Here is a 26,938-nt window from a genome sequence, read left to right as displayed (position 1 = left end):
CGCTCCGTCCTGCCCGAACGGGTTCCTGACCCGCGCGCACGGCTTTTCGGGCGGCGCCGGATGAGTATTCACGTATCGCCCGAGGTCAACGCCATGATCTTCATCCTCACAGGGGAGAAGCTCATGGACGCCGACGAGGACCTCGCCTTCGAAAGCCGGCTGCCCTACTCCGGCCTGGGCCGCAAGCTCAACAGGCTGTCGTCGCTGATCGACAAGTCGATCCACGACATCGGCGAGTCCATGCCGGACGACCTCTCCAAGTCGTACGCCCAGGCGATGGGCATGCTCATCGACGACGGCGGCAAGAACTACCTGAAGGAATTCGCCGGGCAGCTCGACCAGATCGCCGAGGGCCGCCGCAAGACCTCCATGGACATCATGGAGTCCAAGTGGCAGGTGATCGCCGAGATCATCCGGCTGCTCATCGAGATCGCCCTCTACCTGGCGATGTCATTCTTCACCGGTGGCGCCTCGGCCAGCCAGATCATGATGGCCAAGCTGCGCAGCCGGTTCTTCATCCTCACCACGCTCAGCCACCTGCTCCAGCGGTTGCACCTGGCACCCTCGCTGACCGAGGCGTTCGCCGAGGCGTTCACCACCTTCGCGGTGCGGCTCGCGATGATGAACTTCGCCCCGAACGGCCGCCGCCCGGACGGCTTCGACTGGAACGACATCCTCAAGTCCGCGGCGTTCGGCGCCGCGGCGGGCTTCTTCACCAGCGTCTTCGACCACTTCGCGAAGAACATCGTCAACGGCTACGGCAACAACTTCCTCAAGAACGGCCCGGACCTCGACTTCAAGAAGGGCCCCGACCTGCACAACACCCCGGGCCCCGACCTGAAGAACAACGGCCCGAGCCCCAAGCCGGACCCCGTCCCCAGCCCGAAGCCCGACGGCCTCCCGCACGACCGCCCCAACCCCAAGCCGTACGGGAACGGTCCTGATCCGTACGGGACCGGGCCCAAGCCCTCGACGAGTCCGGGGGTCACCCCCAAACCGCCGGTGACCTTCCGGAACGATCCGCTCTCCTTCCAGAACAACCTCAACCTGTGGCGCAACAACACGATCCTGCGCGACAACGCCGACCGCCCGGGCGCCCTGACCGGGTATTACACGCTCAAGCTGACGACCGACTTCCTGGCCTCCGGCTCCGGTGAGGCGGCCGGGGAGATCCTGATCAAGGGCGCGTTCGACGGCGACTGGTCCACCAGCTGGACCACCTTCGTCGGCGCGGGCATCAGCAACCAGGTCGAGGGCACGCTCACGGGCGCCGCAGTGAACAGCGGCGCCGAACTGCGCCACGTCATCGACAAGATGGGTAACCCGCCCACCGTCTCCGGCGGCATCAGCGACTCCGGCGGTTCCCCGCGCTCGGCCGACGCCAACGGTTCCGACAGCACGGACGGCTCCTCGCGCAGGGACACCACGGGCGGCGGCGGGCCCGCTACGGGCTCGTCCTCACCCACCGGCGGACAGGGCGGCTTCACCAGTGAGACGCCCCCGCCCTACGTCGCGGAGAGCTCTCCGTACACCGGCCAGGCCCCACCGCCGTACACCACTGTGGACCCGCCGGCGTACTCCCCGGGCTCGCTGCCCGTGACCGCCGCCGAGAACGAACTGTGGCAGCAGGTCCACACCGGCTCCGCCGAGGTGCGCGAGCAGGCTCTGAACGACCTCGCCACCCTGCGCGGCGCCCAGCCTCCGGGCAGTACGGAGATCGGCGTCCGCGACAGTCTGCGGGGCGACCTGTCCCAGCTGCCCGAGGTACGGGTCGTTCCCACCGGGGGCAGCCCTGCCGCCCAGATCGACGTCGACGAGGTCCGCCGCGCTCTCGACGGCTTCGGCACCCCGGTCACCGTGGACCCCCCGCCCGCCGTATTCCTGGGCCCGGGTGCCGGTACCCCGGCTCCGGCGCCGGCCGACGCGGCCGGAGGCCCCGCCCGAGAGGACTCGCCGGGATCCGCACCCGCACCCGAAGCCACCCCGGAAAGCACGGCCGTTGACGTGCCTGAGGGCGTGGGTGGTGCGTTGCCGGGTGACTCGGGTGTGGTGTCGCCCGAGGGTCCGGGTGGTACGTCGCCGGAGGGCTCGCCTGTCGTGGCGCCGGAGAATCCCGGGGGCAACGTCCAGAGCCCGCCGCACGCACCGGCCGAGTCGGCCGGGCAGGACGGCGCGGCTGCGGCGCCGGTCCAGAGTGGTGGCTCTCCCGTCCCCACGGTCGGCCCCACGACCGCCGCACCCGGCGCGGGCAGCGCCGGCCGGCCGGGTGGCGTCCCGCCCGCCGGAGGCGCCCAGGCACCCTCCGCCACACCGCCCCAGGGCACCCGGACCCCGGACGGCACCGTGCCGGGGGACGGCTCGCGGACAGCCAGGGACGAGTCCGCGCAGACCGCTCCCTCCCCGGAGGCCACCGGACCGACCGGGGCCGAGGCCACGCCGGACTCAGGAGACGGCATCACTGCCCCCGACGGTGCCGTCACCGCGGCTTTGGACACGGTCACGACCACGGGCGCCGACACGGTCAGCACCACGGGCACCGACACCGTCAACGCCCCGGATACCGACGTCAACACCGTCACCGCCCCTGACGCCGACTCCGCCACCACTCCGCCGAAGGTGAGCACCGTCGGCTCGTTCACCGACATGGGCGACACGGGCGACACGGGTGACACGGGCGACACGGGCGACACGGGCCACACCGGTCGCACAGGCGACACGCGCGGTCCCGGCGGTACCGCAGACGTGAAGTCCGGTGCCATCAGTACCGGGAACCCCGAGTCCACCCAGGTGCCGCCACTGACGATCGTGGTGTCGGAGGTGCCGCCCCCCGGGCAGGGATCGCCGGAAGCGGCCGCGTTGCTGGACGGGGCCGGGACCGACCGGGCCGTCGTGCTCGGGCCCCCGGTGTCCCCGGGCGGGGCGGGGCGTCCGATGCGCGCCGCCGTCGAGCTGACCCGTGAGGGGCCTGGTGCCCCGGTCCGGGTCCGGCCGCTCGCCGGCCCCACGGCCGACGGCACCACGACGGACACCGCGTTCCCCGGTGCCGACGTGCTGCTGCCGCTCGCCGACGCCCTCGGCCCGGTGCCTCGTCCCGCCACACAGAGCGGCGTGTCGACCGAAGGGGTTCCGTCCGTCACCTCGCCGGCGACTGGCCCGACCGGGCGTCCGGACACGCCGGGCCTCGTACCCGGCGATACCGCCGGCCCGGACCCCACGACCGCCACCGCGCCCGCCCCGGCCAAGCTCGCCACCCTGTCCCGTCCCTGGACCGAGACGGCCACCGACCTGCACCTGGAGTCCGGACAGGGCGAGACCAACGGCCCGGGAACCGGTGGACAGGGGGCCGGCACCGGCGGCGGGCGAGGACCGGGCAGCGGTGGCACGCCGCCGCCCCTGCTCACCACCACACAGGACAACCCCTCCGCGACGCCGCCGCCCGCACTCCCGCCGGGCGGCCACATCGTCGTGCGCCCGGCGGACAGCGGCGCCGTCCCGGGCAACAGCAACGGCCCGACACGGTCCTCGGGGCAGCCCACCGTGACCACCCTGGACGGCCGTACCGTGCCCGTGGCGCAGCTCCGGCGCTGGATGCCGGACGCCGCCGTGAAGCCACTCCCGGGCCGGGCCGTGCAGACCCTGACCGTCTCGCAGAGCCGGTCCGAGGACGGCACCGCCCGCGCCGAGGGGCGCCGGGGGCTGCTGGGCGAGGACACCTTCCGCGGCGTACGCACCACCTCGGAAGCCCCGGCGCAGGGAACCTCGTCGGTCCCGCCCGTCCCCCGTACGGTGTTCACCGGCCCGCCGGCCCCACTGCCCGGTTCGGGCACCGAGCTCGGTGCCGACTACTTCGCGGGGCACGGCACCTCCCGTACGGTCACCCTCGGGACCGAGGACGCGGGCCTGCCCACCGCCGAGGTCAGCGGTGTGCAACTCGGCGAGGTCCTCAACTCCTGGGCACAGGACGGTCATCAGGACCGGCCGCTGGTGCTGTTCTCCTGCGAGACGGGCCGGCAGCCGAAGGTGGCGGGGCTGCCGGTGGCCCAGCACGTGGCGAACCGGACCGGCCGCCCCGTCTACGCGCCGACCACCGAGGTGGGCACGGCGAAGGACGGCGAGGGCAACGTCCGCGCGGTACTCGCCGACGGCCCCGACGGACCGGGGCGGTGGCGGCAGTTCACCCCGGAGCCCAGCGGTGCCGCCCTGGACGGTCTGGCGCGCGACGCGGGTCTGCACGCGGGCCCCGGTCCGGCCGACGCCTTCGCTCTGACGCGTACCCTCCAGCAGGTCCGCACGCTGCGCGACGTACTCGGCCCGGACGCCGAACAGCGGCCGGAGAACCGGGAGCTGCTGGGCGGGCTCGCCTTCGTGGACGGTCTGCGCTGGCACAGTCCGGACGCCGCGGCCCGCTACGGTGACGGCCGTATGACCCCGGACCTGCTGCGCCGGATGGCCATGGATCACCGGGGTACCACCACCGGTGATCCGGCCGCCGAACCCACGGCCGAGCAGTACGGCGACTTCCTGCGTGACGCGGCCGGGCTGCGTGCCACCGCCGGACCCGCCACCACGCTCGACGCCCTGCTGCCCCCGCCGCCGCCCGCGCTCCCGCCGACCGCCCTGGTCTCCCAGGAGGACGTACGCGGTCTCTCCTACGCGCCCGTCGCGCACGTCACCTGGTCCCTCTCCAGCGCCCCGCTGCCCGTGTCCGAACTGGCCCTGAGCCCCGAGGACGCCGCTGAACTCGCCCGCCGCAGGCCCGATCTGGCACCCCCGCCGAGCCGTTCGGAGAGCCTCGCCCAGGACCTGACCGTGTTCAGCAAGGCCGCGACGACGCCGGGCCCCGTGGACACCGTGCACGCGGACGGCCTGGCCTTCCGGAGGCTGGACACCCCCGGCGGCGGGGACTGCCTCTTCCGGTCACTGCTCGACAGCGCGCGCAGCCGGGACATACCTCCGGCGTGGGCCGCACGGAACGTCGCCGGTCTGCGCGGCCTGCTGCGCGACCGGATCACCGGCTCCGAGCTGGGCGACACGGTGGCCCTGGCGATCCCGGACCCCGTGTTCGCCGTGGTGGACGACCTCCGGATGCGCGCCGTCGCCGGGGTACGGGATCCGGCCGAGCTGAACCGGATCACCCAGCTCTGGAACCGGATCGCGCGTGACGTAGTCAGCGACGGCGACACCGGTCAGTGGCAGCGGATCCTCCGGGAGAGCGACTACCCGCACCTGGCCGAGGTGGCGCCCACCCCGGCCGACGCGAGGCGCCTCGGCACCACCGAGCTCGTCGCCTCGGCCGCCGAGCGCCCCGCGCTGTGGGCATCGCCCTTCGCCGACCTGCTTCCGGAGGCACTGGCGCACACCCTCGACCTCGACCTGCGGCTCGTCCAGCCGGGGAACACCCGCGTGACCACCCTCAACCCGGGCGGCCAAAGCGGCGCCCTGCACCTGGCCTACAACGGCACCGACCACTACGACGCCCTGGTCCCGGCCTCGGCCCCGCTCACCCCCGACCCGACGCCGACCACCACACAGGACCTGACGACCACCACACAGGACCTGAAGAGCACCACACAGGACCTGACGACCACCACGCAGGACCCGGCCACGCAGGACCCGTACGGGCCCGATCCCTTCGGGGAGCGGCTGCGCGGCATGGGCGGCATCACCGACCTCGACACCCCCGACAGCGAGGTGCCCGACCGGGGCGACCCGGTGCCGCTGGAGACCCAGCTCGACCGGCACCGCCCGGCGCGACTGCTGACCGGCCCGGACGCCCGGCCGCCCGGCCCCGTGCCGCACACCGTCACCTTCGACGACGGCAGCAGGCTGCCCACGGTCCTGATCAGCCCGGACGCCGAACCGGGCGACGGCACCCCCGGCACCCGGACGGACGGGACCGCGCGGAGTGGCCCGACCGGACTCTTCACCGGCCTGGGCAAGACCACCCTGCGCTCGCCCGAGCAGGTGGCCGAGCAGATCCTGGGAGGACTCCCGGCGAAGCTGCGCTCCCAGTTCGACGAGGCGGACCTGCTGCGCCTGCTGACCGAGCAGCCCGGCGCCTTCACCGCCCCGCGCGGTGCGCGCTTCGTCGGCCGCGAGAAGTCCGGTGTCGGCCATGAGATGACCGTCGAGGCCATCCCGTACCACCGCTGGGAACGCTTCTCCAACGTGGACGGGGGTACCGTCCGGCTGGACACCATGCGGCGCGGCCAGGCCGGCACGGGCGGCGGACGCAGCGTCGGCTTCGGGCGGCGGATCGCGGGCGGCCTGAGCATGGGCCCGCCGCTCAACTGGCTGCTGAAGATCGGCTTCTCGCTGGGCTGGACCCGCAGGACCGACTACACCCAGGGCACCCAGGCGTACAACCAGTCCGAGTGGCGCAACTCGGACGGCTCGCACCTGCACCTGGACGACGTCTACTACCGGGTGAGGGTGGAGCGCGTCACCGAGGCGCCGCCGGCCACCGGCCGGCCCGCCCCGGCGCCGTCGAAGCCGAGCTGGCAGCGGTCCCAGGTGCACAGCGCGGACTTCGCGATGCGCGACGGACTCAGCTGGCGGCTCCCGGACGAGCTCACCGTGCCCTACAAGGGCCCTCAGCGGGCACCGAAGACGCTCACCTTCCCGGACGGGGTCGAGCCGCGGATCACCGACACCACGGGCCTTCACCTGACGGACTCACCGGAGGACACCGCCCTCGCGATCTCCGGTGCCCGGCCCGGGAGTTCGGCGCACCGAACCGTGGTCTCCTACGTCCGGCCGGGGCGGCTGCTCCCGCTCTTCGGCCGCCTCTCCGGGCCGGTCACCGGGCCGGAGCTGACCCGCGGCAGCGGACAGCACCCGCTGGGACACCTGATCGTGGAGCGGTCGGTGCCCACCCGGGCCACCCTGGTCACCGAGTCGGTCACGACGGAGCTGCGCGACCTCACCCAGACCACGTACCAGAACGAACGCGGCCACCTGCGGGACACCCGCCTGGGCTTCCAGGTCACCGCCGGGCCGAACTACACCCTCGCCGGCCTGGAGACCGACGTACGGCTCCAGGGCGGCCCGCTGGTCCGGGCGGACATCTCCACCGGGCGCGGCCATCACGTCGGTGCCGACGCCGCCCGGAAGACCACCGGCCGCGTCCGCAACCACCCGGTCGCGCTCTACCGGGTGGAGCGCACCCTGATGGTGCGCAAGCCCGGTGAACCGCCCTCGGCGGCCCGCCCGGTCCGGGTGGTCAGCCTGGACTGGATGTCCACCCAGGACGCGCGCCGCCTCGCGGGCTGGGACAGCCGTACGCCCGGCAGCACGGGCCCCGACCCGGACGCCGAGCCGCCGGTGCCGTGGTACCTCACCCGGGAGGACCCGGTCCACCTGAGCGGACAGGTCCGGGCCGAGGGCTTCGTCCCCAGCCGCCCGCAGCCCCAGGTCCAGCCGCCCCTGCCCCCGGGGGAGACCCGGGGGCAGGACCAGACCCAGGTCCAGCCGCAGGTCCAGCCCCCGGCCCCGGCCCCCCAGGACCCCATGCGGGCCTTCGCCGACACCGTCCTGGACACGCTGCACCACTCGTACCCGTCGCTGTTCGTCCCGCCGTTCATGCTGCGGCACCCGCGGCTGGCCAAGTTCTGGTACGGCGACGGGCGGATGCGGACCGCGCTGCACAACGACCGCCAGGTGCGCGAGGCGCTGAACCGGCCCAGCCTGGCGCAGAGCCTGGACGACCTGACCACCACCGGAGTGCCGGTGACCCTCACCGAGGACGGCAAGGTACGGCGCGGCCACCACACGCTCATCCTCAGGGCGCGCCTCACCGACCGGCGGTTCGAGACCACCATGAGTGAGCGCTCACTGCGCAACGCGGTGATCGGCACCGAGGTGTCCGGCCAGGGCCAGCAGGCGTCCGTCACCCTCTCCGGCGGGGTCGAGCTGGGCATCTCGCCGCGCGACCACGACAAGCTGCCCGGGGTCGGACTGCCGCAGCAGGCCGGCAGCGTGTCGGTCGGGGCGCGGCACGCCAGGACCGACCGTACGGCCACCAGGAGCACGGTCGCGGTCACGCACGACCACCTGATGTTCCAGACCGGCGCCGACCTGTACAGCTACCAGGTGGAGCTGGGCGCCACGTTCGAGGGCCACCGCCGCCCGCGCGGCTGGGTCCGTCTCGTCTCGGCCGGTGTGCTGGGCTCCGGCATCTTCGTCAGCAAGGTCGAGGAACGGCCCCTGTTCACCCAGGGCAACGAGACCGTGGGCCGGGTGGAGCTGGCCGTGCCCGCCGCGCACGGCTCGGAGCACCACGCCCCGGCCGACCCGCCGCCCGCGGCCCCGGCGCCCGCCCCACCGCAGCGCCTCTCGTCCACCGAGGCGGACCAGCTCCTCGACGGCATCCGCCCCCTGCCGAGGACGGACTCCGCCGACCAGCTGCTGACCACGAAGCTGCTGAGCTCCCCGCACGTGGTGCTCAGCGCCGAGGGCGGCCCGCAGCGCCAACAGCTCATGCAGGACACCGCCGACCACGCGTCGGGCACCTCCTGGCACGTCAGCGCGCCCGGCGCCCCGGTGCGCACCGCACTGCGCCGGGCGATGGCGAACCTCAGCGTGGCCGGGCAACTCGGCCAGTACCTGGGCCCGTTCGGCTCCCGCATCAGCGGGCTCAACGGCGCGGGCCCGTTCCGTACGCACTACCTCAAGGCGGCGGTCCGCGGGCAGCTGAGCAACTTCCGGGTCATGAGCGACCCGAAGCCCGCCAGCCTTGAGGCCACCGTCGGCAACGAGCACCGCGTCAACGGCAGCGCGAGCACCGTCTCGCGCACCACCCTCGGCCTCCAGGGCGGCGACACGCCGGTGCAGCAGGCTCCCGGCCAGACGGCGGTGGTCGGTTCGTACACCACCGCCATGCAGTACGCCTGGGGCAAGGGCCGCGGTCTCTCGCAGACCCTCACCCAGGGACGCAACACCACCCTCTCCTTCGCCGGGCGGATGTACCTGGTGGTCGCCGACACCGCGGAGACCGTCGCCGTACGGGACCGCTGGACGGCCGCGATGGGAGCGGTGGGCACCCGCGCGGGTGCCCGTATCAGCGCTCTCGCCGGACGGCTCTCCGAGGGCCTGGGCAACAGCCTCGCCCCGCGCCGGGCCGCCGCCGCGCTCCAGCGCATCCGCGACGCGGTGATGTTCCACCTTCCGATGCAGGACGTCATCGAGGCCGGGCTCGCCCCGGACGGCATGGGCACCACCACCCCGCGCAACCTCGGCGGCGGCTACCGCGTGCCCCCCTACCTGCGCGACCGCCACTTCCCCACCCACCCCAGCGGCCGGCTCGACGCCGGCCCGGCGGCACGGCAGCTGATGGGGCAGCTGGAGAAGGCAGGAGTGCCCTCGCACGACCGGGAGCAGGTGCTCCAGCGGCTCTCGCCGGACTTCCTCGCCGCCCACCTGCACGAGCTGACGACCGACGGAATGGCGCTGCCGGTCCGCTACCGCGCCTGGTCCAGCCCGCTGCACCTGCCCGTCGGAGGCAGCCCCGGGCAGGTCGTGTTCAAGCTGACACCGGTCACCACCACCGTGGAGCGGCTGCGCACCGGCTACGAGCTGGAGGACTACCGCACCACCGCCCGCGACACCGCCGACGGCACGTCCCTGGACCGCGGCGCCGACGTGACGCTCAGCGGCGGCCAGCGCGCCGCGGACAGCGGCCTCCTCGTCGCCAACCCCTCGCTCCAGGGCGTCGCGGCCAAGCAGCGCTCCAGCACCCGGACCCAGACCGCCGGTACGACCGCGATGCCGAACATCGCCACCACCCAGGCGCACGCCGAGATCGTCACCAGCTACACCCTGACCGTCACCATGACGGCCGCGACCGGTGACCTGCTCGCCCCGCGCGCCGTCGGCGTACCCGTGGGCAGCCTCAACGAGATCCTCCCGGCCAGCCTGCTCACCCCGGACGGGCCCGGGGCCGACGGAGCGCTCACCGAGCGGGACGTACCGGCACCCGAGCGCGCCGTACGGCTGCTGACCGCAGGCCAGGCCCGGCCCGACGGCGTCGCCGCCTGGCGCACCTCCGCCGCCGGGGATCCGACCGCAGCCCCGGATCCGGACGTCCTGCCCTTCGACGACCGGATCGGCTCCGGCATCCTCGCCGTGGACATCCGCGGCGCGGCCAACGTGGAGGACGCCCTGACCCTCGCCACCGCCCGTGCCGACGGCCTCGGCGACGGGGACCTCGGCAAACGGCTCACCGGCAGGGTCCTCGACGGACGCGTGCGCACGGCCCGGCTCACCCCGCTCACCGGCCTCGGCACCGCGCCGGCCCAGGCCCAGCAGGAGGCCACCACGCAGGGCGGTCTCACCTCCGGCTTCCGCGAGGCCCTTGGCGCGGACGGCGTACAGCTGCCCACCCGGGCATCCGCCCACCTCTTCGGCCAGTCCCACACCGCCGACTCCCGCCTCTACGCGAAGATGCACCGCAGCGGGGCCCGCCTGCTCGCCGTGGAGAACAAGCCGCGCATGGAGGCCATGCAGCGGGCGAAGACCTCCGACGCGCTGGAGGCCGGCATCACCGACAACGTCGAGGGTGCGGTGGGCACCGCGCCGCTGGCGGGCAACAGCAACGCGGGCGTCACCAACCCGGGTGCCACCCTCCCGGTCGGCGGCACGAACGACGGCACCACGCTCAAGGGCACCGTCGACACCACCCTCGGTACCCACACCAAGGTCGTCACCGACCGCAGCATGCTCTTCGCGGTGCCGGTGAGCTGGCTCTCGGTGTCCGAGGTGCACCACCGGTTCACCGACAGCCGCCCCCTGTACGCGCTCGGCAAGGCCGAGCGCGGGCCGCGCGCCGCCGAGGCCGAGACCACCGCGCTGGTCTGGCTGCGCGAGGACATCGCCCGGGACTACGGCCTCCTGGACGAATCCACGTTCACCGCCGAGGTCCTGGCGGCCTGGGACGGCCAGGCCAAGGCGGCGGGTGACCTCGCGACAGCCGAGAAGGGCTACTACGACGCCAGGGCGCGGGCCAGGGAGACGTGGCTCGGCCTGAGCGCGGACGAACAGACCGCGCTCGGCGCCGACGAGGCCCACCGGCCGACCACCCTGCCCGAGTCCCTGACCCAGTCCCCGGCCGTCGCGGCCTGGCAGGCCGCGCGGGACGAGGTGAACCGCTGGCAGCAGCGCACCGACACCGCCGCCGCGGACCACCACCGGCTGCACCTGGCGGCCTCCCGCCTCACCGCCCACCACCAGGGTTCCGTCTCGGTCCCGGTGAAGGACCTTCCGCAGGAGTACACCGAACCGAAATGGCGCTCCGAGGCGCCCGAGCCGTACGTCGTCACCGACGCCACCGGCTCCACCCTGCGCACCCTCACCTCGCCCGACGGCACCACGGTGCGCGAGGTGCACGAAGTGCCGCACGACGGCGCCTCGTTCTTCCACGCGCTGCTCGCCGCCGCCCAGGACCGGGGCCGCCTCGCGCACCTGCTCGGCAGCGACCTCGCCGACCGGTTCGCGGCGGACCCCGGCGGCCCGGAGGTCACCGCCGAGGCCATCGGCGCCGCTCGCGACCGTCTGGCCTGGGCGCTGGGACAGGACGGCAACGAGGACCTGCTCGACGCCCTCGCCCTGGACGCCGCCGACACCTTCACCCAGGACGAACTCGACTCCGCCGGAGTCGTGCTGACGCCTTCTCAGAAGGCCGAGTTCGACACCTTCGGGCGCCTCCCGCAGACCGTCTGGCCGACCCCCGGACAGCGGGTGGCGCTGGCCACCACCGCCCTGTCCCGCCCGTTCGCGAGCGAGCCGACGCAGGACGGCGCCAACGCCTCGGACGGCCGGACGCCTCCGCCCGAGCGGCTGGCGGGCGACCACGGTGGCGCCGACCTGCTGCCGGCACTGGCCGCCCGGGTCCTGGGCACCCCGCTCACCGTCGTCACCGGCGAGGGCCGTGACCAGCTGTTCCTCCCGCACGGCACCGACCCGGCCGCCGTCGACCCGGCCGCCGACCCCGTCCTCTTCGCCACCGGGGGCTTCTTCCACGCCGCCCTCCCGCCTGGATCCCCGGCCCCGGTCACCGCATCCCTGCCGGCGCCGGCGGCCACCGGGACCACGGACACGGACAGCACCCAGCCCGCGAAGCCGCCCGCGCACCGCACCCACGACCGCGCGCCGTGGCTGCCGCCCGCCGACATCAGCGGCCCGCGCTACCGGCTCGCTCGCGACGGCGTCCTCACCGCACCCGACGGCGCCACCTACACCCAGGGCGCCCCGTCCGGCCGGGGCAACGGCTTCTTCGGCGCGCTCTCCACCGCCCTGCACCAGGCGGCGGAGCAGTCCGGCGCGGAGCGCCACGAGGCGGGACGGCTGCGGAGCCGCGCAGGCGCACCGCCCGCCCAGCTGATGCGCCTGAACGGCCTCCCCGGCACCCCCGCCGAGCGGGACTCCCTCTTCACGCCGCCGCCCCTTCAGGTCCGCCCCGGCGCGCCCGCGCCGAGCCCGGAAGCCGTCGAGGGCCATCTGCGGCGCCACCTCGCCGAAGCCCCGTGGGGCCCGGGGGCCGACCAGGCCGTCGCCGAGTGGGCGGCCGCCGCCACCGGCACCACCGTCACCCTGATCGAGGAGAACGGCACCGCCCACACCTACCCCGGCCCCTCCGCCGACAGCCCGGTGCTCCGGCTCCGCCGCCGTGGCGGCGACTTCGTGCCCCTGCTCCCGCGCAGCCCGGCACCGGAGCCCGCAGCGCTCGACACGTCCAAGGCACCTGGGACGACTGAGACCTCGGGGACGCGGGAGACGCGGGCCACGCCCCCCGGCACCACCCCGCCCGCCCCGCCGGTGTCGGAGCAGGACCCGGCTGCCGTCCCGCTGCCCCCGTCGCCGGGCCCCACGGACGGCAGCGACACCCCGGGGCTCCCGGGGCTCCTGGGCGAGGAGGAGGCGTACGAGCTGAGTACGCTGTCCGGCGCCAGGGACGAGGCGCTCGCACAGTTCCGGTTCACCGACACCCCCGAACCCGACGCGGACGCCCTGGCGCGGTTCCGGTTCACCGACGACACCAGCGATTCCGACAGCGAGGACGACGCCACCGCCCACGAGAGGTGGCCCGGCCTCCTCTTCGGACCGGCGGCCCTGCACGACCACTCGCCCGAGATGCTCGTCGGCACGGCGCTCTCGCTGCGGGAACTCGCCCAGGCGCACGCGGAGTCGTCGTCCGAGAACACCAGCGCCGTCGACGCCCTGCACGGTCTGACCCGGAGGGTACTGAACCTCGGCCCGGCCGACGCGGTCAACGAGCGGCACGTCGTGCTCCTCGGTTCGCTGGCCCTCAGCGCGTCCCCGAGAGATCTGGCGGACGAGGCATCCCTGACCTCGTACCTGACGCGCCATGACGCCGCCCTCCACCCGGCGACGCGACTGGTCTCGGAGGAAGGCGTCTGGCGGAACTGGACCGGCACCGGGGACCAGGTGCCGCCCCTCGGCTCGTACGCGGTGGAGGGCACGGACGGAGTGCTGAGCACCTGGCCCGCGCCCTGGCAGGCCCCGTACGTGGTCCTCGCGCAGGGCGACGCGGAATCGGTCCAGCTGAACACGCCCCGCGGCCCGGTGACCCTCGACGACCCCGGAGAACTCGCCCGGCTCATCGCCCGCGACCCGGCGCGCCCCGCGGGCGCCGATGTCGTCCTGGCCGTCCCGCACGGCGACATCGCGTCCCTGGCACAGCACGTCGCCGACCTGACCGGCGCCCGGGTCTGGTACTCGGAGCACAGCCCCCGCCCCTCCACGGACTGGCGCACCGGCACCGACCACCTCACCCTGGGGCCCGTCGCCGACGGCCTGGGCACGGTGTGGGACTCCGCGCGGCCGGATTCGGACGCCGACAGCGACGCCGACGTCTCGGACATCGTCGGCCTGTACGAGGGCGGCTCCGACCATGCCGGGGACGCCCACCCACGCCGTGCCGACCCGCTGACCACGACGAACTACGGAGTCGTGGACAACAGCGACACAGGGGTGTTCTTCCGCAGGCCCGGCGGGATGCGCCCGGCCTGGCAGGCCCCCCGGGCACTCGTGGGCGCGGAGGACGCCCCCGAAATGATCCTGCACGTGCAGGACTACCACGAGACGCTCGTCACCGAGCGGCCCGTCCTGCGGATCTCCTCGGACCGTACGCTCGCGGTCGAGAACGGCATGTACGGGCAGCAGGTCTTCGCGACCGAGGAGGCCGTCGCCCGCGCGTCGGCCAAGCTGGCGCGCGCGGGCGCCGCGGTGCGGCTGCGGACCGGCCAGGACCTGAGCGTCATCCTGCCCACCGCCGAGGGGGGCAGCAGGCAGCTGTTCCACGTGACCCCCGTCTTCCTGACCCGCTCCGGCCAGTCGACGGAGGAGGTCTGCAGGGACTTCGCCGACATGCTGGCCGACGCCTCCCGCACCTCGCACATGGTCTTCCGCACCCTCGGGGGCGGTCCGGCCGTCACCGCGCCGGTCAACGCCTCCGACGGAGTGGAGGTCACCGGCACCCACCACCTCGCCGACGCCCTGAGCGGCGTCGCCGACGGCGACACCCGGCCGGACGCCACGGATCCGGCGTGGGCGGCCTCCTTCGTCCGCCGGGACGACCGGCCGGCCGGCGGCGACGGCGGCCCCCTGCCGGGCCGCTCCTACGGCAGTGCGCTCAGCCTCGCCGACCAGGTCGACCCGCGGCGTGACGCCCTGTCGGACGCCGCCGGCCGGATCGGGGTCAACGAGCACGCGTGGGCCGACATCGGCGAGGGCTACGTCGTCCAGTCCGTCGCCGCGGCGGGTGAGCAGGGCCAGCCGAGCCTGGAGCACAACTACGCCAAACCGCAGTCCGGGCGCAACGGGGGGCACTTCGGCTACCACTTCGTCACCGTGGTCCTGGCCAGCGAGGACGGCAGCCACCAGATCTCCCTGGAGAACCACGCGCGGGCCAGCGTACGCAACCACCGGCACCGCAGGACGGTCGAGGCGAACCTCGGCAACCAGGACCTGGAAGCCCTGCGCGAGAGCGCCTCCCTGCTGCGTCAGGAGATCGAGCGCCGGCAGGAGGCCGGTACCGACGAGCACCTCACCGAGCTCCGAGGCCACCTCGACCTGGCCCTGGCCCTGGCGAGGGCGATGCAGGCCCGGATCGACGCGCAGGCCGCACCGGCCGGTTCGCCGGAACGAGCCGCGGCGGAGCGGACACTGGAGGGCGCGACCCGCGCCGCCGCGCTCCGGATCGGACAGGTCGAAGCGGTCATCCCGGGCAAGCACCAGTGGTACATGCGGATGTACTCCCGGCGTCCGGGCGAGTCCGTCCACGACACCAACGCCGCTCTGCTCGGGGAAGGACCTTCGGCCGAGGCCAATCCGCTGACCGCCGTCGTGCTCCGCGGGCAACAGGCACTGCCGGTGGCCGTCACCTTCGGCAAGGGCGTCCAGCAGACGCCCGAGAGCGCGAAGTTCCCCGTCCGGCACCTGGCCAAGGTGGTGGCCAGGACGGGCCTGTGGAACGCCGCCAACGGACTGCCGCTGCCGGACGTCGAGGTCGCCGGCCTGCGCGGCGGCCGCTCCCTGGGCCGGGACATCGCCAAGGTGCGTGCCGAGGCCGTCGCGGCCTCGTTCCGGCAGGAACTCGCGGACGCGCTCGCCGCGCTCCAGGACGGCACACCACAACCGCACTTCATCGCCGACCAGTTCACGGTGAACCCAGTCTCGGTGCGTGACCGCAGTGCTTCCGCCGGCGACGCGGGCACCGGCACCGTCAACATCACGGTCGAGGACCACCGCGGCGGCCCGCGCCAGGTCACCACCCGGGGCCCGCTCGGCGGCTCCCTGCCGGGAGGCCTGCCGGGCGGCTCGCGCGACGACGGTCTCGACCCGGTGGCGGAGCAGTGGCCGATCGGCCGCCCGGTCACCGTGATGCGGCCCCGCTTCGGCGGCGTCGACCCGGACTTCGTCGTGCCCGTCACCGAGGTACCCGTCACCGGCCTGCCCCTGACCCCCGGCACGGGGGACATCGGCACACCGGACGCCGGGACCGGGGACATCGGCACGCCCGCCCCTGGGAACTCCGGGACCGCTGACCCCGGGACGCCGCACCCGGGGATCCCCGGCACGGGTAAGGGCAAGGCCCCGGAGGCCACCGCCCCGGCCCCCACGACCTCGGACGACGCACCGGTCACGGCCGGTCCGCCGCCGAACCGGTGGTTCACCTACACACGTCCCGCCGACTCCCGCTCGGAGCCGTTCCGGTACGAGGTCGCCGACACCGGGCACATCAGGCTCCCCGACGGCGAGGTGATCCCGCCGGACGGGTGGACGCGGTTCGGCCACGACTTCGTCCACGGCACGACGGGCGTGATCCTGCGGGGCGACAGCGGCTGGATCGGCCGCGTGGCCAACATGGACACCCTCTCGCTCGTGATGGCGGACCTGGACCAGCAGTCCGCCCCCCACCGGGTCGTGGCGGACTCCTCGTTCCTGTACCTGGTGCCGTCGGACGACGGCGGCGCGGCCCTCCGCATCCCGCTGCGGGAGACGCCCGGCGCGGGCCTCCCCGGTTCCGACGTGCCCCGCTCCGATGTCCCGGGGCCGGACGTTCCACGCAATGATGTGCCCGGTTCCGACGTCCCCGCAGCCCCGTCCACCACCACCCCGGAGCCCTCCCCTGCCACGGCGACGGGGCCCGCACCGGCCTCCCGGGCGCCCCGCGCCCGCCTCGACGACCGGCCGCGCATCGTTGTGCGCTCGGCGTTCGACGTGCGGCGCTTCACCCACGGCGGCGAGACCGTCACCGACCTGACCGTGCGGCTCGCCTTCCGCCACGGCGACGGCCGGGCCGACACCGACGCCGTCGCGGCACGGGTGCTCGACGGCGTGGAGGAGTTCTACAACCGGCCGGGGCACAAGCTGCCCGACGGCGACCGGCTCCACGTCACCGTCGAGGTGGTCCGCCCCGGCGACGACCCCCACCTGACGGTCGAACTCGTCGGCCGGGACCAGCGGATGAACCAGCGGGCGTGGTGGGCCGACGCCGACCCGGTGGAGTTCGCGCACGAGCTGGCACACCAGCTGTTCCTGCGGGACGAGACACGCGACGCGAGCAACCCCCGCCGGCTCGACGCGCCGGGCAGCCTCCTCGGCCCGTTCCGCGAGCAGGCCGCCGACGGCCTCACGCAGAGCGGCCTGCGCCCCCGCCACCTCCAGCTGTGGGCTGCCGTGGCCGGGAGGATCACGCCGCACACCCCACCGGACGGGACGAGCTGGGCCGACGCGAGGAAGGGCGCCACGGCGGAACTCCGACAGCCCGCGTGGGTCGACCCCGTGTCCCTCCCCGCCCCTTCCCCGCAGACCGGTCCCGACGGCGCCGTGCCGCCCCCACTGCCCCCCGGAGAAGCCCTGCCCACGCTGGCGGAGGCGTCCGAAGAGTCGGACTCCGACGATGAGGCCGGGCAACCGGTCTGGGCCGACCCCGGCTGGCTGAACACCCTGTTCGGCTCCCTGACCGGTGCCGTTCCGCGTGACCGGCTGAGGGAGACCTCCCGGGCGCTGTACGGCCTCGTCCTCGCGGAGTCGGGCCCGCACCCGGCGACGGCCGAGCTGCGCAACGGCCTGATCCGCGTCGCCCGGCAGGTCCTGCACATGGAGAGCGGGGCGGCGCCGCGCGCCGCGGACATCCTGCTGCTCGGCTCGCTGGCACTCGACGCCTCATCGGACGACCTCGCGAGTACCGACGACCTCGCCCTGTACTTCATCGACCGGCAGATCGAGACCGGCCGGGGCGCCCTGGACGAGGCCACGCTGCTGCGCGACGACGAAGGCAACGCCGTCGGGCGCGACTTCACCGGGCCGGGGCGGCCGGCCCCCGAGACGGACTCGTACGCCGTGCGGGGCCGCGGCCGGGTCATCCGGCGGCACGCGCCGTGGCAGAACCCGTACCTGGTGGTGGCCGACGGAACCGGCCACGGCGTCGAACTCGCCATACCGGGACGGACCTTCCGGGTGGACACCGCCGAGGAGCTGGCAAGGATCGTCTCGTACGACTCCCGGCGTCCCCGCGGCGCGGACATCGTCCTGGCGCTCCCCCCGGAGTACGCCGCGGCCGTGGCACCCCTCGTCGCCTCGACGACGGGCCGCCGCGTCTGGTACCCCGAGGCGCCGGTCGGTGTGGTGACGCACCCGACCGCCGGAACCCGCCACCTCACGCTGGACCTGGACAACGCCGACACCGGCGCGAGCTGGACCTCCGCCGACCCGCCGGAGGACGGGGGCCTGCCCGGGGCGCGCGACCTCAGCAGCGGCAGCGACACCGACAGCGTGTCCGACGACGACCTGTCCAGCACCGACGGGGACGCGGAGTTCGACCGCCTGGCCGACCAGGCGGTCCTCGAACGGCAGATCGAGGCCTTGCGCCCGCGGCCGCTGACGACGCGTGACTACGGCGTCATCGACCGGCGCGGCACCGGAGTCCTGTTCAACCCGCCGCTCCCGCGGACCGTCGGTGAGGTCGGGGCCGGCTCCGACTCCCTGGTCATGCCGCGCCAGGACCACGCGGACGTCCTCATGGCCGACCGGCCGCCGCTGCACATCTCCGAGGACCGGACCCTGGCGATGCACGCGGCAGGCGAAGGCGGGACCGGCCGGGGCCAGCAGGCGTACGCCACCCGCGCGGCGATCGAGCGATCCTCGGCGCGGCTGGCCGCGGCCGGAGCGGGTGTGCGGCTGAAGGCCGACGAGTCGGTGGGGGTGCTGCTGCCCGGGGAGGACGGTTCGTACGGTGAGCCGCTGTTCCGGGTGGAGCCGGACTTCCTGACGGCCTCAGGTGGTTCGGAGCACGCCTTCACCCGGGACTTCGCCCAGATGGTGGCCGGAGCGACGGCCGCGCCCCTGTCCCACATCGCCTTCCGGAGCCCCTCCGGCGCCGTCGCCACGGCCCCGGTGAACGGGCTCCACGGCCGCGAGGTCACCGGCACCCACCACCTGGCCCAGGCCCTGGCGGAGGCAGCCGGGAGCACGGACCCCGCCACCGACATCTCCCCGCGCTGGGCCGCCCGCCGGACGGCCCTGGACAACCGCTTCACCGGCGGTGTGGTGGGCGCCCCCACACCGGGGGAGCACTACGGCCGTGCCCTGAGCTACGAGCCGCAGGACAACCCGCAACGCGCCCGGCTGGCCGCGGCCGCGCGGCGCATCGGTGTCAACGAGTACGCCTGGGCGGGGGTCGGGGAGGGATACCTGATCCAGTCGGTCAGCACCACGAACGACAGCGGCGCGCAACTGTTCACGCACAACCACGCCAAGCCGGGCGACCGGGTGGGCCCGCACGCCCCGTACCACTTCGCGCAGGTGGTGCTGGGCAGCGAGGACGGCACCCACCAGATCACGCTGGAGAACGAGACCCACTCCCGCGGCGAGATCCCCGCCGAGGTCCTCGACGACGTCATCGACGAGAACCTCGACCGCTACGGCGACGACGAACTCACCCGGCTGGCAGCCGACATGGGGCAGCACGCGGCCGAGGCGCGGCGGACCGGAGCGGATGCGGCGGAGATCGCCCGACTGGAGGGCTTCGCGCGGGTGGCCAGGGCCCTCGCCGAGGTCCACCAGGCCGAGCAACTGCCCTGGTACTTCGACGAGGACCGCCCCGAGCACGCGCTGGCGCTGCGCGAGGTGGACGGGGCACGCTCCCGCGCCAGGGATCTGATCCGGGCCGTCGCACCGGTGATCGAGAGCAAGGACCTGTGGTTCTTCCGGTCCTACAGCAGGCGGCCCGGGGAGTCGGCGCACGAGGTCAACGCGGCCCTGCTGTCGGAGGGTTCGCCCGCGGTGGCCAACCCGCTGACCACGGTCGTGCTGCACGGCCACGCGCCGCGGCGGCACCAGGGGACGGTCCACTTCGAGGAGAAGCAGCACGACATCCCCGCCGACGCGGACGACACGATCGACGCATGGGCCCAGACGCTGGCCCGTGCCGGACTGTGGAACCGGGCCCACGGCCTGCCGATGCCCGCGGTCACCGTCACAGGGCACGGCAACCGCTCGCAGGCCAGCGGCCAGGCCCGCGCCGACGCCGTCACCGCGTCACTGGCGGCCAGGCTGGCCCAGGCCCTGACCACTTTCCAGGCCGGAGCGAGCGGTCCGCGCGTCGGCGTACGGGACTTCGGCCTCACCAAGTCCGCGAAACGGGTACGCAGTGCCACCGACCCGGCGCAGGGACGTGTGGTGACGATCGGGATCGACGACCGCCGTGCCGTCCCGCCCGCGGTGTCGGGCCGCACCACACCGGCCGGTGGACCGGCCCGCTCGGAAGAGTCCGTCACGCGGCCGACCACCACCGGTCCGGAGACCACCACCGGGCCCGTGACCGCCGAGCCGGAGACGGTCACCGGGCCCGCGACCGCCGCTGGTTCCTCCACGACTGCCGGGCAGACGGATGCCCGGCCCACGACGGCCGGGTCACCGGGCACCACCGACCGTGCCCCGTCCCGGCCGCCGGGCCGTTCCCCGCAGCCGAGCCCGGAGCGCAGGAACAGCGAGGCGCCGCCGTGGGTCCTGGCGCGTATCCGCTACGCCGAGGAGTCCGTCGGCTTCGACCGGCGGCTGGGCGAGTACCTGGCCGAACACGAGGCGGTGACCGAGGAGTTCAGGAAGATGGCGAGTGCCGCGTGGGCGGCGGCCCGCCGGCAGTACCCGCGTGCGCTGGCGACGTTCGGCGACGTCAACAAGGCCAAGGCGGGGGTCGTCGGCACGTCCCGCGAGGCGCTCCAGCGCGTGGTGAGGAGCGGGAACCTGCGGGAGCTCGTGGGCCTGCTGTACGAGGGGATCTCCAGCGATCTCGTTCCCGAGATGCTCGGCGGCGCGGAGGAGATGCACGCGGAGATCACCGCGGAGCGCCCGAGCCGGCGGCAGCGGGAGGTCTACGCCGAGTTCATGCGGAAGGCCATGGAGGTCCAGGCGTCGGACATGTCCCTCGCGGAGAAGGAGGCCGCGGTCGCCGAGCTGCAGCGCTCGGTGGTCACCCCGGCGGACCCGGACACCGCGCGTCCGCCGTTGAGCGCGGCCGAACGCCGGATCGCCGTCAGCGAGGCCGGGCTGAGCTGGATGCCGGCGTCGGCGGTCTACGACCTCTCGATGGACACCGGCTTCCAGGGCGCTTCCGAGGACTCGGGCGGCCTGGTGGCGACCGGTACCGCGGGGTCCACGTACCGCTTCATGCTGCAGGCGGCCCGGATGCGGGAACAGTGGGGCGTCGACCTGGACCTCGGCCTGATCCGGGCCGGGATGCTGGCCATCTCGCTGACGGTGGGCCACCACACCGTCCACGAGGTGATGCGCGGCGCCCAGCTGGCGCTGAACGACACACCCGGCCACGACCCGGCCCTGGACTACACGGACAACTGGGGCCGTTACTGGAACATCCACCCCCTCACCGAGCAGGAGCTGCGGGAGAACGTCGCGCGGGACGGGCTCTTCCCCGACGAGCACGCTCAGGCCCTGCTCGACGAACTGGACGCGAAGTCCGCTACCGGTACGCGTGAGGACGGCGCCGTAACCCGTGCCGCGCTCCCGCACCGCCCGGCCCGCACCCGCCCGGCCACCGGGGCGAACCCCCCGATGCCGCAGTCGGTGAACCCGGTCCGGGATCCCGCGGTTCGCCGGAACCCCGACGCCACGCCCCGGACCGTTCCGTCCGGCGAGCAGGCACACCGTCCGGCCGGTCCGGCCCCCTCCGCCACCGCAGGTCTCACGGAGCTCGCCGCCGCCTGGGACGTGCACGCACGCGGGCTGGCGGCGCTGGCCGAGGCCGCCACCGAAGCCGCGACGCTGGAGCGGGTCGGCGGTGACGGCACCGCCGTGGCGGAAGCCTGGTCCGGGGTCGACGAGGCACGCCGACGGCTGGAGGACACCGAGGCGCGCCTGCTGACCCTGGGGGCCATCCCCGACGCGCTGGGCGCGGCGAGGGACGCCGGTGGAACGGCCGCTCCGGGTGACCGTCCCCGCGCGGGTGAAGGCGCCCCGGTCGTCCCCCGGGACGACGGCGGACGCCGCTGGATCGCCGGGCAGTTGACCGAGGGCGACCTGCCGGCCGCCCCGCCGGCGCACGACGCGGGCGGGACCGTCGGGCTGGACGAGCTGGGCGCCGTGGGCATCACACCGTCCCAGGGGCAGCGGACCGAGATGATGGTGCGCGGCGACGGCCGGCTGCCCGTGGACGAGCTGTCTCCGCTGGACCTGGTCCGTGTACGGATGGCGCGGCCCGACGCGTGGACGGCCGCGATGGACACAGCCGCCGCGAACGTGTCACGGCGGCTGTGGGCGGGCGCGTACGCAGACTTCGCGGGCACGGCACCCGAGGGCACGGCGGAGGCCGACACCACCCGTGCCTGGGCCGCCGCCGTCTCGCTGGTGCTCCCCGCCGAGCCGCACCCGGTGCTCGCCGACTCCCGGTACGCCGGTGACGACTTCCGCGACGCGGTGCGCCGGGTCGCCGGTCACCTGCTGGGCGACGGGGCCGGGACCGTCCCGGAATCCGCCGCGGAACTGGCCGACAGCCTCCGCTCCGGCCTGGGCCTGCGGCAGCGCTGGGCCGCGCCCGTCCCGGAGGCGACGGCCCGGGACAGGACGCTGCCGTCGGCGCAGTCGGGGACCGGTGCGGACATGCCCGGCTTCGACCTGCCGGCCATGGACGACATGGACCTGTCGGTCCTGGACGATTTCGACCCGTCGGTCCTGGACGGCATGGACCTCGGCACCTTCGACTTCGACATGTCGGGACTGGGCTTCCCCGACCCGCCGGGACCGGACCTTCCCGACCTGGACATGACCAATCTGGACATGACCGACCTGGACATGACCGACCTGGACATGACCGATCCGGCCCCGATCGCCCCGGACCTGACGGCTCTGGCCACGGGCAGCGGACAGCCGGTGTTCGTCGCACCGGCGGCCGCCTCGTCGGCCGGGCCGCTCGCCGCGCTGCCCCGGCTGAGCCTCGTGACGTTCGGAAGCGAACGGACGAGCCCCTCGGCCGACGCGGCGGAGAGCCTCGAACGCCTGGCCTTCCAGGTGGCGAAGGCCGGTCTGCGCAACCGGCGCACCCGGGTGCCGCTACCGAAGACCGACATCGCCGGCTACGGCGCCGACGCGCGCCGGGGCGGCACCGCGCGGGAGAGGGCCGAGGCAGTCCGGGAGGTGGGCGACCTGCGTGCGCGGGCCGCGCACGAGCTGTTCGTCCAGAAGCTGGGCCACGCGCTCCGCGTCCTCCAGGAGAACCTGCCTGCGGGTCACACGCGGCTGACCGCGCAGGACTTCAGGATCACCTCTCGCGGCCGTACGAACGTACCCGGCCAGGGCGCCACCGTGGGGGCGTCCGAGCAGGTGAGCCGCGCGGACCTGGGCCGTCAGGCGACGATCGCCGTCACGTCGCCGGGGCACGCGGCGGCGGTGGAGGCCCTCGACGCGCTGCGCTGGAAGGACAGGGAGCTGCGCACCGGAGGGTTCGACGTGGACGCCGTGGCCCGCCGGATCCTCCACCTGAAACCGTTCGTGCTCGTCGACCCGGAGATGCGCAGGGACTTCTACCGGATGGTCGAGCGGGCCATCGCAGCCGGTCGGGCGTCCGGCGCGGCGACGCTCACGGCGTTCCACCTGGAGGAGCAGGGCGTGCTCGCTCCCGACCGCGCCCAGCACGTCTCCCTGAACGGAACGCGGCTGCCGGGCCTGACCTGGACCGGCCCGGACGTGGCCGAACTGAGCAGCCTCGTCGTCGAGGACCTCAGGCCCGACCAGGCCGGCGGTTTCGTCCCCACGGGAGCCCTGGACCTCTCCCCCTGGCCGTGGGAGGCGACCCCGTACCTCGTCCTGGCCGAGGGACGCCACGACATGGTGACGGCGCGGCTGCCCGACAGGACGACGCAGGATCTCGACGCCGACGACTTCGCCGAACTGGTCGCCGCCGACCTGGCACGGGAGGGGCTGCCGGTCACGGCCCCGATCGTGCTGGCGGTCCCGTTCGCCGGCGACCGGTACCTGGAACTGCCGAGGAAGCTCGCGGAGCGCACCGGCCACACCGTCTGGGTGCACAGCGGCCTGGCGCGGCGTCACCCCGACCCGGCCGGGCAGAGCACCGTCGCCGTGATCCGGCGGGACGGGCTGCCGCACGGCTCCTGGGTTCCGGTCCGGCCCGGCCTGGCCCCCGACCCCGAGGACGGAGCCCCGCACTGGCACCGCGACGTGGTGACCCAGGCCATCGTCAGCACACTGACGGGGCAGCAGATCGGCCGCAGTCTGCACGAGCCCGGCGAGCTCGCCCCTTCGCGCGAGGACAACTTCAGCCACCTCGACCGGATGACGGTCTACGTCCACTACAACCCCGCCACGGGCACGTACTCCCCCCGCCTCCCGCTGGAGGACCCGGGTCCGAAGGAGAAGGCGTACCACCTGGCGGGCCACGGGATGCCGGGCCGCCTGACCCTGCCGATGGCCGACGGGACGTCGAGGACGGTCGGCCGCCGCGGGGCGGGGGAGTGGCTGCGGCGGCGCAAGAGCCTGTCGAGCCTGCCCCAGGACCACTGGATCGACCTGGTGGTGTGCAGCGCCTCGACCCTCCGGGACCGGGCCACCGAGGACCTCTCGCAGCTCGGCGCCTCCTTCGCCGTACCCTTCGCCGCCGATCCGCTCGCGGACGACGCGATCTCCCTGGGACAGCACCTGGCGAACGTGACGGGGCGCACGGTGCGGCTGTCCTACTCCCTGCAGGGGGCACACCGGCTCGACGGCGAGTACGTGCGCGTGCTCTTCAACGACGCGCGCGGACAACGGACGTGGTGGGAGACCAGCCGTCCCGAGCCCGGGGAGGCCGAGCTGGACCGGCTCGCCCTGGCGGCCGGGTTCGAGGGCGATCCGTCACCCGGCAGGCGGGCGGAGACGCTGCGCCTGGTCCGCGCCCTGCGGATGCTCTTCGGGCACGACGTGGAGGACGCCGACGACTTCGCGACCCTGATCCGCGGGGCCGGTGCGCTCGACAACATGTGGCACGTCGATCCGGACCTCGGCCGGACCGGCCCGTTCTCCACGGAACTGCTGCGCCGGGTCGTCGCCGCGCACCCGGAGGCCGCGTCCGGGGTGAGCCGGCAGGTCACCCGGAACGTGCTGGCCGCCGCGGCGCTGGCCTGGCAGTCGGGTCCGGCCCTGCCCGTGAGCGGGTTCGTGGACCTGCCGGTGCTTCACGCGGCCGCCGGGTGGCTCCAGGACACGGCGGCGGTGGACAAGGCCGCCGTCGCCGCGCTGGAGCTCTCCGACGCCGGTGAGGTGGGCGCTGCCGAGCGGGCGCGGATGTTCTGGGCGCGAGTCAGGGCCGAGGAGACGATGCACGCGGCCGGGGCGGACGCGGACACGCTCACCGCGAGGGCCCTGCACCTCGACCCCGCCGTCGAGGTGAACGACGCGCTGCGCGACGACGCGCTGACCCGGCTCACCGAGGGCTTCGCCGTGGGCCGGGACATGGCCGACCCTGACGTGGCCGGGGCGTACGACCTGCGGGAGCGCGGTGCCTTCGGCGAGCCCATGCTGCCGTCCGGCACGGGATCCGCGAGCAGCGGCGGCCGCGACTGGAAGGACGAGACCGTCCTCCTGCCCGACCTGGGGCGGTTTGGGGCACCGGACGGGACCTTCGACGCGCCGTGGGCCGGGAAGGACGCGTCGGGCACGGACAGGCCCGTCCCCTACCTGGTGCGGGCGTCCGTGGACTTCGAGGACAGCGACCACCTCGACGTGAGCATCGGCGGCACGTCGTACCGGGTTCCCGCAGCGGAGTTCGCCGAACTGCTCGCCTCCGACGCCTCGTTGCGGGAACTGACCCTGAAGACCCCCGTCCTGCTGGTCCTCGAAGGGCTCGGCGGACCCGCGCCCGGAGTGGCGGACGTGATCGCCCAGCGGCTCGGCCGGAGCGTGTGGTGGAGCCCGTTCCCGGTGGAGATCTCCGCGCCGGACGGCGCGGGCTCCTCGATGCCCACGCTGACCGACTCCCTGGCCACCATGACCAGTCCGACGGCCGCCGACTGGCGCGAAGCACGCCCCGTCGACCCGGCCGGGGCCCCCGAGGGCCCGCGCCCGGTCGAACCGCCGCTCGCCGCCGCGCCGGGGCCCGGCACCGCGGACGCGGGGGGCGACGAGCGGAACACCGGCGCGGACCCGGACCGTGACGCCGTGGCTCCGGCCGGACGAGCCCTGCCCTCCTCGACGGACGGCCGGTTCGACAGGCGCTTCGCGGGGACGCCGGACGACTCCCCGGTGGCCGTCTCCACCGACCGGCACGCGGTGTGGGGTTACGGCCAGGACGACCCGGACAACCCCAGCAAGCGAGGAAACGATGAGTGAGACCGGTGCGGAGACCCCCGTCGCGCCCCTGGACCCCGTCCCGCCCGAGGAGTTCGTCGAGGCCGCCAGGCTGGCACCCGACCACTGGCTCTACCTGGCCGATCCCGGGTGGCGGGGAGAAGGGCCGCCGCCGTCGTGGGCCGTGGTCGGCCAGTGGCGGTCGGACTCCGGGGGCCGGATCGTCGAGTGGGAGGACAACGAGGACCACCGTCCGTCGCCCGAGGCGCTGGGGTGGCCCGAGCCCGTCGACGACGTGGACCGCGCCGTCCAGCTCGCCACCACCGGGTACGGACCGGCGGAGGACGTCACCACCGCCCTGGCCGGGGCCGAGGTCGCGGTGCTGGTCACGGCGGACGGCGAGCCGGTGAGCGCGTCCGCCCCCGACGGCACGCCGGTGGTCCTGGTCTACACCTCCCCCCAGTACCTCCGGGCCGCCGGGCGGCTGGGGTTCGAACGGCTGCCGGTCGTGGACCTCCTCGGCCGGATCCCCCCGGGCCACGGCCTGTACCTCAACAGCTCCGCCCCGGCCGGCATGGTGCTGGCCACCGACGGGCTCGCGGAAGCGCTGCACGCGCCGTTGTGA

At 74.5% G+C, this 26,938-nt stretch carries 2 protein-coding genes; both read left to right on the top strand.

The genetic code is table 11. The features are described from left to right. Nucleotides 1-60 precede the first annotated feature (60 nt). Entirely contained in the window at nucleotides 61-26,355 is a 26,295-nt protein-coding gene (locus ACFVUT_RS31435) for a lonely Cys domain-containing protein (protein WP_389655639.1), read from the top strand. Continuing rightward, complete coding sequence (locus ACFVUT_RS31430; RefSeq protein ID WP_389655641.1) at nucleotides 26,348-26,938, top strand: type VII secretion system-associated protein; 591 nt, start codon at nucleotides 26,348-26,350, stop codon at nucleotides 26,936-26,938. Before ACFVUT_RS31435 ends, ACFVUT_RS31430 begins: the two co-directional genes overlap by 8 nt.

This window comes from Streptomyces sp. NPDC058051, assembly GCF_042885475.1.
Classification (GTDB): Bacteria; Actinomycetota; Actinomycetes; order Streptomycetales; family Streptomycetaceae; genus Streptomyces.
The sequence above is the reverse complement of the archived record's forward strand: the minus strand, read 5'-3'. Positions and strand labels throughout refer to the sequence as shown.